Source organism: Collinsella bouchesdurhonensis (assembly GCF_900155365.1).
Lineage (GTDB): Bacteria > Actinomycetota > Coriobacteriia > Coriobacteriales > Coriobacteriaceae > Collinsella > Collinsella bouchesdurhonensis.
Window position 1 is genome coordinate 20,717 of record NZ_LT699737.1, and the last position, 17,244, is coordinate 37,960.

General features: G+C 62.0%; 10 protein-coding genes. 7 read left to right on the forward strand and 3 right to left on the reverse strand.

Annotation, left to right across the window (positions count from 1 at the left end; all coding sequences use genetic code 11):
- Positions 1-47 precede the first annotated feature (47 nt).
- Positions 48-1,598, reverse strand: a complete 1,551-nt coding sequence (locus BQ9843_RS00165) for a cation:proton antiporter (RefSeq protein WP_075843406.1) — start codon at positions 1,596-1,598, stop codon at positions 48-50.
- 129 nt (positions 1,599-1,727) lie between these two features.
- Positions 1,728-3,254, reverse strand: a complete 1,527-nt coding sequence (locus BQ9843_RS00170) for a M81 family metallopeptidase (protein ID WP_075843407.1) — start codon at positions 3,252-3,254, stop codon at positions 1,728-1,730.
- Positions 3,255-3,611: 357 nt separating this feature from the next.
- On the opposite strand from BQ9843_RS00170, the gene BQ9843_RS00175 reads away from it, so the two are divergent.
- From BQ9843_RS00175 to BQ9843_RS00200, 6 genes are all read left to right on the forward strand, one after another.
- Positions 3,612-5,006, forward strand: coding sequence for an NAD(P)/FAD-dependent oxidoreductase (locus BQ9843_RS00175; RefSeq protein ID WP_075843408.1), 1,395 nt, complete (start codon positions 3,612-3,614; stop codon positions 5,004-5,006).
- A 345-nt stretch (positions 5,007-5,351) separates the two neighbouring features.
- Positions 5,352-9,098: a phosphoribosylformylglycinamidine synthase gene (locus BQ9843_RS00180; RefSeq protein WP_075843409.1), complete on the forward strand. Its 3,747-nt coding sequence runs from the start codon at positions 5,352-5,354 to the stop codon at positions 9,096-9,098.
- Between the two features lie 840 nt (positions 9,099-9,938).
- Positions 9,939-10,886, forward strand: coding sequence for a DMT family transporter (locus BQ9843_RS00185; RefSeq protein ID WP_075843410.1), 948 nt, complete (start codon positions 9,939-9,941; stop codon positions 10,884-10,886).
- Between the two features lie 362 nt (positions 10,887-11,248).
- Positions 11,249-12,844, forward strand: a complete 1,596-nt coding sequence (locus tag BQ9843_RS00190; RefSeq protein WP_075843411.1) for an FAD-binding oxidoreductase — start codon at positions 11,249-11,251, stop codon at positions 12,842-12,844.
- A gap of 1 nt (position 12,845) precedes the next feature.
- Positions 12,846-13,640, forward strand: a complete 795-nt coding sequence (locus BQ9843_RS00195; protein ID WP_075843412.1) for an electron transfer flavoprotein subunit beta/FixA family protein — start codon at positions 12,846-12,848, stop codon at positions 13,638-13,640.
- Positions 13,641-14,846, forward strand: a complete 1,206-nt coding sequence (locus tag BQ9843_RS00200; RefSeq protein ID WP_075843413.1) for an electron transfer flavoprotein subunit alpha — start codon at positions 13,641-13,643, stop codon at positions 14,844-14,846.
- Between the two features lie 219 nt (positions 14,847-15,065).
- Here the strand turns inward: BQ9843_RS00200 and BQ9843_RS00205 are convergent, their stop codons facing one another.
- Entirely contained in the window at positions 15,066-15,485 is a 420-nt protein-coding gene (locus tag BQ9843_RS00205) for a peptide deformylase (RefSeq protein WP_040220057.1), read from the reverse strand.
- 232 nt (positions 15,486-15,717) lie between these two features.
- On the opposite strand from BQ9843_RS00205, the gene BQ9843_RS00210 reads away from it, so the two are divergent.
- Positions 15,718-17,031 (forward strand): NCS2 family permease, encoded by a 1,314-nt coding sequence (locus BQ9843_RS00210; RefSeq protein WP_022387162.1) that lies wholly within the window; start codon positions 15,718-15,720, stop codon positions 17,029-17,031.
- Positions 17,032-17,244: the final 213 nt, after the last annotated feature.

Here is a 17,244-nt window from a genome sequence, read left to right on the forward strand (position 1 = left end):
CGAGGGTAGTCTTTTTTGCGGCAACGCGCAGCCCTCGCTTCTGCATCTCACTCGGCATCGTCCTCGTGACGAAGCTCAAGCATGCGACGTCGGTATTCCTGCACCGCAAGTTTCGCACGCTCAAGGCGGCGACGCTCACGCGGCGAGAGAGACGAAGGATCGACCTCGTTTTCATAGACGTCCTCGGCAAGCAGGTGCGCCGCCATGGCAATGCGATCGTCGATCGAACGATGATGCAACGGGTCTGCAGCGATGTGCTCCGCGATGTTTCCCCAGGTGGGAGCCTCGTCTGTCGCATCACCATGCCCGTGCGAGGTAAGGACCTTGTGCTCGCGCGCAAGCAGTTTTGCCAAGTCATGATGCTCGCGAATGATCTGCGCCGCATCGCGAGGATGCTCGACAACCTGGCTGGCAGCCTCAAGCGGACGGGCATCGACCATGCGATACGTGGCCTGGGCCAGCAAGGGCATGAGAAACACCGTGCACGCGCCCGCGGCAACAAGCACCGATGCCATATCTTGGCCCATGGCGCCCGCAGAAACTGCAACGCTTGTAACGGCGACGATGATAGGCAGCGCCGTGGTGCAGTAGAGCGCCACCGTGGTACGGCCATGCGGGGTAACATCGCGCGTAAGCGGACAGAGCCTCATGGCGATGGCGATGGGCACGGCACGGATCACGAGCAGCGCCACGATAAAGCCTGCGAGCATCAGCGGATTGGCGGCAACGGCGGAGAGGTCGATCTTGGCACCCGACACGCAAAAGAAGACCGGAATCAAAAAGCCGTACGCCAAGCCCTCGAGCTTGCTTTCGAGCGTATGGTCGCCCTCGGGGATAATAAAGCGCAGGACAAAGCCCGCGGCAAAGGCGCCAAGTACGATGTCGAGGTCGAAGATCGCTGTAAAGGCAACAAGCACGATAAGGATGAAGACCGTGAGACGTACAAACGTCTGCGACGTGGTATCGGCACGGTTCTGGATAAAACGGAAGAAGCGGTTGCCCAACCTGCGCGAGCGGGCAGGCACGGCGGCAAGCACCACGCAAACGACAAGAAACGCAGCGAGGATCATGAGCGTCTGAACGCTGCTGCGCGCGGAAAGCAGCACCGACATAGCAAGGACCGGGCCAAGCTCTCCCCAGGTGCCGTATGCCAAGATCGAATCGCCCAGGCGCGTGCCCATAAGCGAGCGCTCATGCAAGATGGGCATAAGCGTGCCCAGTGCCGTCGAGGTGAGCGCTAGCGTGACCGCGAGGCCGTCGATGCTGCCCGTCGAAAACGTCGGCGCCATGCGGACGGCAAGCCAGGCAAGCAGGAACGACACGACCCAAGCCCCCAGGCCCCAGCGTCCCTCGCCCCCAACAACATGTTTGGGATTGATCTCGTAGCCCGCAAGCAAAAACAAAAACGCGAGGCCAAGCTCAGACACGATGGATACCGCCTCATCGATATGGATGAAGCCGAGCATATGGGGCCCAAGTACGGCGCCCGCCAGCAGCAAAAACACGGTCTCGGGAATCGCGCGACCCGGAACGAGGGCGGCGAGGACCGGGCAGACGAAGGCCGCGCCCGCAATAACAGCCAAAGAGACAAAAGCCATGAAAAGGGCTCCTTTTCTAACTTTTCCACTGTACCCATTTTGATGGGCGGAAATCTGCGAGAGGAAAAGCCGGAAGGAGCCCTGAAAAATATGACAAAAACAAACCCGTGGACTTTTGTCACATGGGGGTTAGGCGCGCTCGAGAAGGTCGACCGTCAGATGCGGATCGAACGGCAGCTCATCGAAGGGATAGAGCGGGCGCATGATCTTGTGATGCCCCAGGCGCGGGAGGTCCTGGTCTACAGCGCCCGGCGTGAGCGCCATGACCCAGCCCTTGGCGGCAGCGGAAAGATCGGGCTCAAGATAGCCCATCTTGACCACGACGATATCCTCGGCATCAAACGGCGTGCCGGCGGCCTCGTACTGCTCGGAGCAGCCAAACTGCGTACGCGCCGTGGTGACGATGACCTTGAAGTTGCGCTCGGCGATAACGGCGCTCTTGCCGCCGCTGCGATACTCGTCAAACAGACGATCTACCACGCCATCCATCATCACGGGCTCACCGGACACGCCGCCGTTCATGGCACCCACAGCCAGTCGAACGGGAGCACCCACACCCGCTTGCTCGCACGCCTCGACGGCGGCGGGGTCGTTGAGGGACGCAAAAACGACGCGCTTCGTACTGCCCTGAGCACGGTAGGCATCGAGAATCTCGCGCAAAAAGACGGTGCTGTCGTCCGTGCCACCGGCACCGGGATTGTCTCCCGTGTCGGAAACAAAGAACGGGCTTACCTCGGCAGAGAGTGCCTGGGCAACGGAACCCTCGGCGGTATCGGTGGGGCCCACGAACTCAAAGACGCCCGCGTTGTCCCAAAAGTCCTGGGCAGCAGCCATGGCAGCGTCGCACACGGCCTGCTCGTCGTAGCCGTAGGACACGACGGCGCCGTGGCAGCGCTCCATGTCGGCCCAGGGGAAGCCCATCCAGATGGATGTATCGAACACATCGTCTTGCAGCTGATAGACACCCAGCTTGGCATACATGCTCGCGCCGGGCTCCACCTCGGTCGAAGTCTTCTCGCCTGGAAGCAGCACGGGCACGTTCACGCGGGCGCGGTAGAGCGTGCGCCCGGGATTGTCGAGCACCTTGATAAGGGCGCGGGCGGCGCGTTCGTGCGTCCAGGGAACATCGATGTGCGGAGCGGTGCGGTAGCAGGTAAGCAGGTCGCAGGACTCAAACAGCAGATCCGATATGCAGCCGTGCAGGTCCATGGAGGCAGCGATGGGAACGTCTTTGCCCACGATCTGGCGCACGCGGGAGGCGATCACGCCCTCGCCGTCCTCCAGGTCCACCACGCTCGCGGCGCCATGAATGGTGAGTAGTACGGCATCGAGAGGCTCCTCGTTATGGGCTTGCTCAAGCAGCGTGCAGAACTCATCGAGCCACGCGTTGAAAAACTCGTTAGTCACCGGACCACCGGGGAGGGCGCCCGCATAGGTAAGGGGCACCCACTCGACGCCTTCGATGCGCTCGATGGCGCCAAAGCGCTCGAGGCGCGCGGCATCGATCGCAGAGGTGTCGCCCGTGATCCACGGATGGCTGTCGAGCAGCTCCTGGCCGCGGCGCACGCGAAATGCGGCCTCGCCTGAGCGGTACGGCGTGAACTCGGAGCACTCGATATGGAAGCCTCCAACGGCGATGCGATAGGGTTTGGACATGATAATCACGCTCCAAAGGACCGGGGATATCAAACGGGTCCCATTATGGCGCATGCCAGGGCGGTCGCCACAAACGTTCGCGCACTCGCAACATAACGGCCCGCCAGCGGCGATGGGCGACCTTGGGACCGAGCGGTCTCCCCTGCCTCGCCGACGCTTCCCAAGATCGCGCGCACGGCTCCGCGCTCCGAAATCCGTTTGCAAGACAGTGACCTCTCCCGCCGTTATTCACCGGGAATACCGACCGCTCGAGCTGCCGTTTCTTGTCTTTATGCAGCCTGATTATTAGCATATTTAGAGCATCTCCCCGGGCAGCAAGGTTCGCCCGGGCGCTCCCATCTCATGAGGTGAAATCCTATGAACGCAGATATCGTTATCGTCGGTGCCGGCCCCGCGGGCATCTTCACGGCTCTCAAGCTCATCGAAGAACGGCCCGAGACCCATATCGTCTTGCTGGAAAAGGGCCTCCCAGTAGAAAAGAGGCATTGTCCCAAAGATAAAACCGGGCGCTGCGCAAACTGCCGGCCTTGCAATATCACCACGGGCTTTTCGGGCGCAGGCGCGTTCTCGGACGGGAAGCTCTCCTTATCCTACGAGGTTGGCGGCGACCTCCCCGAGCTGATCGGAGCCGGGAAGGCCCAGGAGACCATCGACAAGGTGGACAAGATTTACCTCGCCTTTGGCGCAGACGAGCACGTCGAGGGCGCGGGACACAACGCGCAGATCCGCGACATTCGCCGTCGCGCCATCCAGGCAGGCCTCAAAATGGTCGATTGCCCGATCCGCCACCTGGGCACCGAGAAAGCCCAGGAGCTCTATCTCGCAATCGAGAACCATCTTCGCGATTCCGGCGTCGAGATGCGTTTTCGCACCGAGTGCCGCGACGTGATTATCGAGAACGATATTTGCCGCGGCGTCATTGCCGCAGGACCCGATGGTGAGGAGCGTATCGACGCCAAGCGCGTCATCGTGGCCACCGGACGTCGCGGCGCCGATTGGCTTGAGCACCTGTGCTCCGAACATGGGATCCTTCATACGCCGGGGCCTGTCGATGTGGGCGTGCGCGTTGAGATGCGAAACGAAGTTATCGAAGACGTGAACGAGGTTCTCTACGAGGGAAAACTCATTGGCTATCCCAATCCCTTCCGCAACAAGGTGCGCACGTTTTGTCAAAACCCCGGCGGCTTTGTGGCGCAGGAGAACTACGACGGCGGCCTTGCGGTGGTAAACGGCCACTCCTTCAAGGAGCGGAAATCCGAGAACACCAACCTCGCCATCCTGTGTTCGCATAACTTCCGCGAACCGTTCAACCAGCCGATCGCCTATGCGCAAAACATCGGCAGGCTCTGTAACATGCTGGGTAACGGCCATATCCTCGTGCAGCGCTTTGGCGATATCCTCAACGGCAAACGCACCTGGCAAAAGGAACTCGACCAATCAAACGTGCGCCCCACGCTGCCGGATGCCGTCGCGGGCGACATCACGAGCGCGCTCCCCTATCGCACGATGACCTCGATCGTCGCGTTCATGCTCGCCGTGGACAAGGCCATCCCCGGCTTTGCCTCTGCAGAGACGCTCCTCTATGCGCCCGAGCTCAAGTTCTACAGCAACCGCGTGACCATGGACAAGGAGTTCACCACAAGCGTCGCCAACCTCCATTGCCTGGGAGATTCCAGCGGCTGGACGCGCGGCCTCATGATGGCCTCGGTCATGGGATACCTCATGGGCGAGCGCCTAGCAGCAGAGTTGTAGCGACAAAGACAGCGCGCCCGGCCGTCGCCGCCCCGCACAGCACACGTATGCACCCGTGTGACATACGGTCATGCAGGCGCGGTGCGGCCGCCCAGGTACGCTACCCGGTATGCGCCACCAGCCGGCCCATCCGGATCTTGCCGCAACAAAACAGAGGGCCCGCGCTCCTTTGCGATTTGAAAATCTGTCAAGCCGGAGAAAAGCCGCACCAGCACCCATGCAGCGCGACCCATGTCGTATGATAATGAGGTTTATGTTATGCATGGTTCAAGGCACAGGCTGCATGCCCGCGACCGCCGCCATGCACCGGCACGAGTAGCCACTACCAACAGGAAGGCAGCAGCAATGGTCTCTCGCATCTACGTGGAGAAAAAGCCAGGGTTTGACGTGGAGGCGCAGCAGCTCAAGGCAGAGCTCACCGAGATTCTCGGCGTGAGCGGCCTGACGGGCGTTCGCGTTATCAACCGCTACGACGTTGAGGGCATCAGCCAGGAGCTTTTCGATTCCTGCGTTCCCACCGTGTTCTCCGAGCCCCAGGTGGACGTGACCTACACCGAGCTGCCCGACTGCGGCGACGCGCCCGTGTTCGCCGTGGAGTTCCTGCCCGGCCAGTTCGACCAGCGCGCAGACTCTGCAAGCGAGTGCGTGCAGCTCATCTCCCAGGGCGAGCGCCCCGATGTGCGCTCCGCCAAGGTCTATGTGCTTGAAGGCAGCCTTGCGCAGGCAGACGTCGAAGCCATCCAGCACTACGTGGTGAACCCTGTCGAGGCGCGCCTCGCGAGCCTCGAGCTTCCCGCGACCCTCAAGGTCGACGTGCCCGAGCCCGCTCCCGTCGAGGTGCTCGACGGCTTCCGCGAGCTTGACGAAGCGGGTCTCGCCTCGGTCATCGCCGAGCGCGGCCTTGCCATGGACGAGGCGGACATCGCCTTTTGCCAGCAGTACTTCCGCGAGGAGGACCGCGACCCCACCATCACCGAGATTCGCGTGATCGACACCTACTGGTCCGACCACTGCCGCCACACTACTTTCGGCACCGTGCTCGATACCGTCGCCATCGACGACGTCGTCGTGCAGGCCGCCTTCGACCGCTACATGGAGATCCGCCACGAGCTGGGCCGCGACGCCAAACCCGTCTGCCTCATGGACATGGGCACTATCGGTGCCAAGTACCTCAAGAAGACCGGCCAGCTCACGAACCTTGACGAGTCCGAAGAGATCAACGCTTGCACCGTCAAGGTGACGGTCGATGTCGACGGCGAGGACCAGGACTGGCTCTTCCTCTTCAAGAACGAGACGCACAACCATCCCACCGAGATCGAGCCCTTCGGCGGTGCCGCCACCTGCGTGGGCGGCGCCATCCGCGACCCGCTCTCCGGCCGCAGCTACGTGTACCAGGCCATGCGCGTCACCGGCGCATCCGACCCCACGGTCCCCGTGTCCGAGACGCTTGCCGGCAAGCTTCCGCAGCGCAAGCTCGTGACCACCGCTGCCGCCGGCTACTCCAGCTACGGCAACCAGATCGGTCTTGCCACCGGTCAGGTCAATGAGCTGTATCACCCCGGTTACACCGCCAAGCGCATGGAGGTCGGCGCTGTCGTGGGCGCCACTCCGGCTTCCCATGTGCGCCGCGAGTGCCCCGCACCCACCGACAAGATCATCCTGCTCGGCGGTCGCACCGGCCGTGACGGCATCGGCGGCGCCACCGGTTCTTCCAAGACGCAAAACACCGACTCCATCGAGACTTCCGGCGCCGAGGTGCAGAAGGGCAACGCCCCTGTCGAGCGCAAACTCCAGCGCCTGTTCCGCCGTGGTGACGCATGCCGCTTGATCAAGCGCTGCAATGACTTTGGCGCAGGCGGCGTCTCCGTCGCCGTAGGCGAGCTTGCCGACGGCCTGCACGTCGACCTCGACATGGTGACCAAGAAGTACGAGGGCCTCGATGGCACCGAGCTCGCCATCTCCGAGTCCCAGGAGCGCATGGCATGTGCTGTAGCCGACGAGGACGTCGAGGAGTTCATGGGCTATGCCGCCGAGGAAAACCTCGAGGCCACTGTCATCGCCGAAGTCACCCAAGAGCCGCGCATGCGCATGGCTTGGAACGGCGTGGCCATCGTCGACCTCTCCCGCGAGTTCCTCAACTCCAACGGCGCGCCCAAGCATCAGGAGGCCCATGTGGTCGCCCGGAGCGTATGGCAGCCCAGCTGGGCCGGCACGACGCTCGCCGAGCGCATGACCTCGCTCGTCACCGACCTCAACGTCGCCTCCAACAAGGGCCTCGCCGAGCGCTTTGACTCCACCATCGGTGCCGCCACCGTGCTCATGCCCTTCGGCGGCAAGACGCAGCTCACGCCTTCCGAGGCTATGGTCGCCAAGTTCCCCGTGGACGGCGAAACCACCACGGCATCCGCCATGTCCTGGGGCTTCAACCCCTTCCTCATGGAGGCAGACCAGTTTGCCGGCGCTTATCTCTCCGTCGTAGAGAGCGTGGCCAAGCTCGTTGCCGCAGGTTTCGAGCATGAGAAGGCGTATCTCTCTTTCCAGGAGTACTTCGAGCGTCTGCGCACCCAGCCCGAGCGCTGGGGCAAGCCTGTCGCCGCAGTCCTTGGCGCCCTGATGGCCCAGATCGACCTCGGTGCCGGCGCCATCGGTGGCAAGGACTCCATGAGCGGCAGCTTTGAGCAGGACGGCCAGGAGCTCAACGTTCCGCCGACGCTCATCAGCTTCGCCGTGGCCGTGGGCCGCGCTGCGCGCGCCGTCTCCCCCGAGTTCAAGACCGCCGGCAACCGCGTGGTGCGCATCGCGCCGGCTGTCTACGGCGAGGATTATCGTCCCGACGCAGCCCAGCTCATCGACGTGTTTAAGCTTGTCGAGAGCCTGACCGCCGCGGGCACCGCGCTCGCCATCTCCACGCCCGGCTATGGCTGCGGCGCAGAGAGCCTCTTCAAGATGTGCGTGGGCAACCAGCTTGGCCTCGAGCTTGCCGACGACGTGGATGTCGAGAGCCTCTTCACCCCGATGTACGGCAGCTTTATCGTTGAGCTTTCCGAGGACGCCGAGCTTGGCGATGTCGCCGAGGGCGTTGTCGTGGAGCCGCTTGGCACTACCGTTGAGGGCTATGTGCTCGAGACCGCCAATGAGCAAATCGACCTCGCGCAGCTGCAGGAAGCTTGGGAGGGCGGCATCGAGAGCGTATTTAGCTATCGTCACGCCGCAGCCGACCTTGAGGCCCAGCCGGTCGAAAAGATCGACTTTACCGCCAAGGACATCCACGTGTTCAGCGGCGCCAAGATCGCCCGTCCGCGTGTTATCATCCCTGTGTTCCCCGGCAACAACTGCGAATATGACACCGCCCGCGCCTTCCGCACCGCCGGCGCCGAGGCCGATACCTTTGTGATCAACAACCTCTCGCCCGAGGCTGTTGCCGAGAGCACCCACGAGCTCGCACGTCGCATCCGCGAGAGCCAGATCGTTATGATCCCCGGTGGCTTCTCCGGTGGCGACGAGCCCGACGGCTCCGCCAAGTTCATCACCGCGTTCTTCCGCGCCCCCGAGGTCACCGAGGCCGTTCGCGACCTGCTGCAGGCTCGCGATGGCCTGATGCTCGGCATCTGCAACGGTTTCCAGGCGCTCATCAAACTGGGTCTTGTGCCCTATGGCGATATCGTCGACGCCACGCCCGACGCGCCCACGCTGACGTTCAACACCATCGGCCGCCATCAGAGCCGCCTGGTTCGCACGCGCATCGCGTCCAACCTCTCGCCCTGGCTCTCCCAGTGCCAGATGGACGATCCCTATACCGTGGCTATCAGCCACGGCGAGGGTCGCTTCGTCGCCAACGACGAGGTGCTCCGCACGCTCGTGGCCAACGGCCAGGTCGCTACGCAGTATGTAGATGAGGCGGGCGTGCCCAGCATGAGCCTCGACGTGAACCCCAATGGCTCCGTTGCCGCTATCGAGGGCATCACCAGCCCCGACGGCCGCGTGTTTGGCAAGATGGGTCACGTGGAGCGCCGCGGTGACAACCTCTACAGCAACGTTCCGGGCAACGCATGGATGCCCGTCTTCGAGAGCGGCGTGGCATACTTCGCGTAAGCGCTTCGCGGCACATCGATTGCAGTGTTAGGCGTCGGCCCTTTGGGTCGACGCTTTTTTCGTCGCGCTGGCAAACTTGTTTCTAGCAGCCCCCGCTCTGCAGATGCGCCCGCCCTCGAGCTGGATGCGCTGCACCCCGCAGCCGTACTCCTCGTGAGATCGGCGACACTCGCCCACCACGCTCGCGATGCGCCGAGCAGTGCGTTCCGTCCTCGCTCGCCGCGTTCCGTCCTCGCCATATCCCTCAACGAGTGGCGGTAAATCACTCATTTTGAAACGAGTGGCGGATAATCGTGCACCCTACAGCAGATTTCGCTTCCAGGACGTTTCAAAAACCGCCACTCATTCGGAAATGTTCGAAAAGCCGCCACTCATTTGAAGCCAATCCGCTCTCGAGCGGTGACTATCGACGCAAGGCTCGTCCCTCTCAAGCCGTTACATTTCAAAAACCGCCACTCATCAGCGGGTATCAGCTAAACAGGAGATCTTTCGAGCAGCGTTCGCATTTTAGGCGGCTCTCACCCTCATTTTTCAAAACTCATCGAAATGTGTACCCTAAAGCCAAACATGCCAAGTAGGCGTTTTATTACCCCCTCAAAATCCTGGGGTTTTGTCCATTGGCTAAAGCGGCTACTCGTCTAATCTCAAAACAGGATACGCATATCGAATTGTTTTGTATAAGTAGCATTTTTCGAACGGCAATTCTTGTTCAAAACGATTCCAGATATCGCTCGCGAAGCAACACTTGCCTTCCGAAAGCGCGTAAAAGCACGGTAACATGCCGCGGTGCGCTGTGAATAAAATCAGGTACATCGGCCTGGTCGTGTATCATGGGGACCTATGACACGCGAGCGTACCGACAAATCGTTTTTGGGGACCTTGCCCGGCTTGATACTGGGCTGTCTTATTAGCTGCGGCCTTTGGGGCTCAGCATATCCTTGCGTCAAAATCGGCTATGAGCTGTTTGGCATCACCGGCTCAGACGTCGCTTCGCGGCTCGTCTTTGCCGGCACGCGCTTCACCATTGCCGGCATTATGGTTGTCGTCGGCGTTAGCATCGCACAGCGTCGGGCGCTTTTACCCGCCAAGCGCGACCTGGGCGCCATCGGCATCCTTGCGCTATTCCAGACCGTGCTGCAGTACTTCTTCTTCTACGGAGGACTTAGCCATGCCGCTGGCGTTACCAGCTCGATCATCGGAGCGGCCGCCTACTTCTTTGCCATCCTCTTTGCAGCCCTTATCTTCAAGACCGAGAACCTCACCCGCAAGGCGGTCATTGGCTGCACCATCGGCTTTGCCGGCGTCGTCCTCGTGAACCTTGGCGGCAGTGGCGACGCCGCGTTCTCATTCGCGCTCGACGGAGAGGGCTTCATCCTGCTCAGCAGCGTTGCAGGCGCAATCTCCACCTGCTTCATCGCCGTCCTCGGCCGCACGCATGACTCCGTTTTGCTCTCGGGCTGGCAATTTGTCACCGGAGGCGTCGTACTGCTTGGCTGCGGCCTTGCCATGGGAGGAAGCCTTTGCCCCGTATCCCCCGGGCCCGCATTCACCCTCATCCTCTATATGGGCTTTATATCGGCCATGGCATATACCCTCTGGTCAAGGCTTCTCGCCGCAAATCCTGTGAGCCGCGTGAGCATCTTTGGGTTCATGACGCCTGTCTTTGGCGCGGCGATGTCTGCGGTGCTCCTGGGAGAGACCGACGCCGTGAACCCCTGGTTTGCCCTGATCGCGCTCGCGCTCGTAAGCGCGGGCATCGTTATCGTCAACAGCCCGAATAGCCAATAGGTGTAAGCGCTCCCACCCCTCGTGCTTGCCATATGCATGCAGCAAGGCCCCGAGTCTTTCCCTCATCGGCTCGGGGGTCTTGATTTGTACTGCGCGAAAGCAAAAAAGAATTGAAGCCAAAAAGCAGGGTCAACAGGCTGCGGGAACGCGCATGACAAGCCGAGCAAGGCATCCCCAAGTCAAAACCATCGCAGCCCGAAATGCTCACGTAACACAAGGCAACTAGGATGCTAAGTCAACAGGTGGCAGGGAGGCGCCGCCGTAACGGCTGCATATGCGTGGCGCACGCCGCATCGCAAGTCACCGTTTGAACCGGCGCCCCATCGGCCAAGCCGCTTATCGAGGTAAAGGGGCAAATCCATATGACCCAAATCAAACCGCTTGGCGCGGAATTCGAAGAATACCTGCGCGACGAATCGCGCAGCGTCGGATCAGCACAGACCATCTCGTTCCCCACGTGCGAGGACGAGATTCGCTCCGTGTTACGCAAGCTGTACCCCGCCGGCACGCCCATCACCGTGCAAGGCAGCCGCACCGGTCTTGCCGGTGGCGCCGTACCTGCCGGCGGACACGTTATGAACCTCTCGCGCGCATGCTCCTACCTGGGCCTTCGTCGTGACGATGCAGGCGTGTTCTATCTGCGCGTGCAGCCCGGCGTGGTCCTCTCCGAACTGCGCAAACATCTTACAAACAAATCCATCCCCACGCACGGATGGGACACCGCAAGCCTTTTGGCACTCGACGAGCTCTATGCCGGCCCCGAGCAGTTCTTCCCCACCGATCCAACCGAGGCTTCAGCCTGCTTGGGCGGCATGGCGGCATGCAATGCATCGGGCGCACGCAGCTACGCTTACGGCCCCATGCGCGGCCATGTCTCGGCTTTGCGCGTAGCACTTGCCAACGGTGACGTCCTGTCGCTGCGCCGCGGCGAGGTACGCAGCCACGGCCGCCGCCTCTCACTTAAAACCGAGTCGGGCGCGTTGCTCGAACTCGACCTCCCCACCTACCAGATGCCCCATACAAAAAATGCCTCCGGCTACTATGTCGAAAACGATATGGACGCTATCGATCTGTTCATTGGCAGCGACGGCACTTTGGGCGTCATCTGCGAACTGGAACTCGCCCTCATGCCGGTACCCGCCGTGACTTGGGGAGTCAACTGTTTCTTTGGGACCGAAGATGCCGCAATAGCCTTTGTCGATGCTGCGCGTCCTGTCCTTGAGCGCGCCGCGGCAATGGAATATTTTGACGCCGAGGCCCTCGACATCCTGCGCCAGCAGCGCGAAGCGAGCACCGCTTTCTCCGCCCTGCCCAAACTCGATGCACACTATGCCTACTGCGTCTACGTGGAGCTTGAGGCAGACTCGCAAAAAGAAGCCACATCCGAGCTCGCCCGCCTGGGAGAGCTTCTCGAAGCACATGACGGCAGCCGGTACGACACATGGGTCGCCCGCACGGATGTCGACCGCGAGAGCCAGCGCTTCTTCCGTCATGCGATTCCCGAAAGCGTCAACATGCTCATCGACGAGCGCCGCCGCACCTTCCCCACCATCACCAAGCTGGGAAGCGACATGTCCGTGCCCGACGACCGCCTGGCAGACGTCATTGCCCTCTATCGCAGCTCTCTCGCCGAGGCCGGCCTCGAATCTGCCGCATGGGGACACATAGGCAACAACCACCTGCACGTCAACATCCTGCCGCGCAACGACGCGGATTACGCCGCCGGCAAAAAGCTGTTCTTGAAATGGGCCGCAAAAGTCACCGAAATGGGAGGAGCCGTCTCGGCGGAGCACGGTGTGGGCAAGATCAAGCGCGATTTCCTCACAGTCATGTACGGCAAGGAGCACATTGCCCAAATGGCCTCCCTTAAAGCCCAGCTCGACCCCAGGGCGCAGTTGGGCCGTGGCAACCTGTTTGCACCCGAAACAGCAGACGCTGCCCGTAAGGAGGCTGAGTAGCATGCGCATCATAGCCTGCGTCAAGGCGGTGCCCAGCAGCACCGAGGTAAAAATGGACCCCAAGACCAACACCATCGTGCGCGATGGCAAACAAGCGGTTATCAACCCCTTCGATGCCACCGCCCTGGAATGTGCCCTGCAGGCATGTGAAGCCCTGGCAAACCAAGGCGCAGACGTCACCGTAACGGCACTCTCTATGGGAATCCCCGCCACGGCAGACCTCCTGCGCGACTGCGTGGCACGCGGGGCAGATTCCGGCGTGCTGCTCTCGGACCGCGCTTTTGCCGGCGCCGACACTCTTGCCACCTGCTACGCGCTTACGCTTGGCATCGAACATATTGGAAACCCCGACCTCATCGTTTGCGGAAAGATGGCCGTCGACGGCGATACCGCGCAGATCGGCCCCGAGCTTGCGGGCGCGTTTAATATCCCCTGCGTCACCGATGTTTCCGAAATTCGCGAGGTCGCAAGCGACCACATCGTCGTGACGCATGTTACCGATGAGGGCCATGACGTCGTAGAGATCCCCCTGCCAGCCGTCATCACCGTGGGAAAAGACGTGGCACAGCTACGCATGCCCAGCATCGCCGGCGTGCTCGCCGCAGAGGATGCCTCGATCGAGGTCCTCACCGCGGCAGATGCAGGAGCGGACCCCGCCCGCTGCGGCCTTGCGGGATCGCCCACACAGGTCGTGCGTTCATTTGTTCCCGAGCGCACCCATGACTGCACATATATCGGTGGCGATATCGACACCCAGGTGCATGCCCTCGCCAATCTGCTTAAGGAGATGAACTAGATGAGCGGACTTCTTATTGACGCCGAGGCTTGCGTCGGCTGCGGCCGCTGCGTGCGTGCCTGCGCCTCGGGCGGCATCGTCGTGGAAGGAGAGCGCCCCAACCGCTGCGCGCACGTCACCGACTCGTGTATCCTGTGCGGATCGTGCGTCGACGCCTGCCCGGTAGGCGCCCTTTCGATTGAGCGCGACGAGGCCCGGACTGACATTGACCCCTCCGCCTATCACGACATCTGGGTCTTTGCTCAAACGGATGCGGCAGGAGCCGTACTGCCAGTGGCGTTCGAGTTGCTGGGACGCGCACGCGAACTTGCCGCCCAGCGCGAATGCCGCGTAATCGCCGTTTTAGGGGAAGCCTCGAATGCCGACGATGCTGCAGCGAATGCTTTGGTCGCCCACGGCGCCGACGAGGTGCTGCGCTGCCAGGACGACCGCCTGGCCACAAACGACTCGGGCGTCTTCGCTCACTGGATCTGCGCCCTCGCGCGCGAGTATCGCCCCGAGGTAATTCTTTACGGCGCCACCGATTTTGGCCGCGAGCTCGCACCGGGCATCGCCGTGCGTCTGCAAACAGGCCTCACCGCCGACTGCACCGTGCTCGAAATCGACGAGAAAACAGGCCTGCTGCATCAAACGCGCCCCGCCTTTGGCGGCAACCTCATGGCAACCATCATGTGTCCCGCGCATCGTCCCCAAATGGCAACGGTTCGCCCCGGCATTTTCTGCGCGCCGGAAGCCGACGCCAATCGTACGGGCAAAGTGACCGATGTCGAGCTTGACGCAGCTGTTGCCTCACGCGTGCGCGTGGTTGAGCATATCCCCGCCGATAGCCAGGCGTCGATTGCCGAAGCCAAACGCCTGCTTGTGTTGGGCCGCGGCATCGGCTCGAAGAAGAACCTACCGGTGATGCGCCGTCTGGCAGAGCTGTTGGGGGCAGAAATCGGCTGCACGCGCCCCTTGGTCGAAGCCGGTTGGCTCGAGTACCGCCATCAGGTTGGCCAAACAGGCGTCTCCGTTGCGCCCGAGCTGCTCATCAGCCTGGGCGTCTCCGGCGCCATTCAGCACCTGGCAGGTATCAGCGGTGCCCAAACCGTCGTCGCCGTCAACGAAGACGCCGATGCCCCCATCTTCAACGCCGCGCAATATGCCGTCGTCGGCGACTGCGTGGAGGTGGCCCAGCGCCTTATCGCCCAGCTCGAAGCCCGATAGACCATCCGCGTCGCGGGGGCGCCGTCGCTGGCCGCGTCCCCGCCGTCGCTGCCCCGCCGTCGTCATTGCAGCCTGCCGCCACGCAAATGAAGCAGAAAATCCCTTTTAGACCGTGAGACACCTGAGCTAAAAGGGATTTTCTGCTTCATTTAAAAAGACGCCGCGTGCGTCCGGCACCAGCCAGAGCGCACGCGGCGTCCCGCATTGCGAAAGCGACAACTAGACGAGCTTGCCGGCGCAGTGATCGGCCATGTGCTGAATCATCTGAGCCTCCCAGCCCACGAACTCGCCCTTGCGATGACGGAGCTCGCCATCGACAAACTCGTCGTAGGACAGTTTGATCTTGATGTAGCGCGTCACTCGGGAGATACCCTCGTGCGTAAGGCAGGACTCCTCCACCTTATCGGCGCCCAGACCAAAGAGCACCTTGGGGTTGGCCATCACGCGCACCGTGCCCGACTCGTCCTCGAAGGCGAACAGCGCGCGGGTGACGCCAATCTGGTTCGCGGCCAGGCAGCCAGCGTTCTCCAGGCTTGCAAGCGTGTCCGTAAGGTCGGTGGCGACAGCAATGTCCTCAACGGTCGCAGGCTCGCAGGGGGTGCTCAGCAGCGCCTCGTCGGTCACCAATTCCTTGATCATGGGTCAACTCCTCATCTATCGACAAAACTGCATCTAGAGTAACAGAGCGAACGGCACTCGCCCGCAGCGGATATAAGCCGTTGCGAAACCGTCATCTTGCCTTATCTTGACTCAAAAGAGCAACCGGTTGGAAATATTGCCCACATGCTGTGGATTTATCCAAGCACCATACGGTAGAGTGTAGGACGTTGTAAATCTGCGGAAGCGATCCGCAACAGCGAAAAGGGGATTCATGGAATCGTTCTTTAAGTACGGTGAGCGAGGCTCGTCCTTCGGCACCGAGGTCCGCGCGGGCCTGACCACGTTCCTTGCGATGGCCTACATCATCGCCGTCAACCCGGCGATACTCTCCGGCGCCGGCATCGACGGCGGCGCGCTCGCCTGCGCCACCTGTCTGGGCGCCGGCATCATGACCATCTGCATGGGCATCTTTGCCAACCGCCCGCTCGCCTGCGCCTCGGGCCTGGGCATCAACGCCATGGTCGCCGGCATTACCGCCACCATGTGCGGCGGCGACTGGCACGTCGCCATGGGCGTCATCTTCCTTGAGGGCATCGTCATCTTGCTGCTCGTTTTGTGCGGCCTGCGCGAGGCCATCATGGATGCTATCCCGGTAACCCTGCGCCATGCCATCTCCGTTGGCCTGGGTCTCTTCATCGCCCTCATCGGCCTGGCCGACGCCGGCATCATCGTCGCCGGCAACGGCACCCTCGTGGGCCTGGGCGACGTCACCTCCCCCGCCTTCATCGTCGGTATCGTCTCGATTGTCGTGACCGTGGCGCTTGCCTCCCGCAACGTCCCCGGCTCGCTGCTCATCGGCATCATCGTCGCCGTGCTCGCCGGCATTCCGCTGGGCGTCACGCAGGCACCGACGGGCATCGTGGCACCGCTCAATCTCTCGACTTTTGGCGCCCCGTTTGCCGCCACCGCCGACGGCACCCTCGCCATCGTGAAGGTCCTCACCGACCCGATGCTGCTCATTGTCGCATTCTCCCTGCTCATGAGCGACTTCTTTGACACCATGGGCACCGCTATGGCCGTAGCCAAGCAGGGCGAGTTCCTCACCGAGGACGGCAATGTCGAGGACATCCGCCCCATTCTGATTGTCGACTCCGTGGCGGCTGCAGCTGGCGGCTTTATGGGCGTTTCGTCCATCACCACCTTTGTCGAGTCCACTTCGGGTGCCGCGGACGGCGGCCGCTCCGGCCTCACCTCCGTCACCACCGGTGTGCTGTTCATCCTCGCCGCGTTCTTCTCGCCGATCGTCACCGTTGTCTCCAGCGCTGCCACCTGCGGCGCTCTGGTCTACGTTGGCTACCTCATGATGACCGAGGTCACCGAGATCGATTGGACCGACGTGTCCCAGGGCTTCCCGGCGTTCATGATCGCTGCCGGCGTGTCCTTCACCTACTCCATCTCCGCTGGCATCGGCCTGGGCTTCATCGCCTATGTCATCGTCGCCGTCTTCACCGGCAAGGCCCGCGAGATCAAGCCGCTCATGTGGATCGCTGCCCTTGCGTTCCTCGTCTACTTCTTCGTAGCGTAAGCGCACAAGCCATATCAAACCAGCAGAGCGCGGGGCCGCATAAACGGCTCCGCGCTTTTTTGATTGTTGAGCGGCAGCTCTGTTCGTTCCTTAACCATGGCCGCTGTTGAGCGGCAGGTTTTCTCTTGTTCTCGGTTATCGGATGGCGGGTTTTCTCTCGCTCTCAGTTATTGAGTGGCGGGTTTTCATTCATTTCCAATTGAGTGGCGGTTT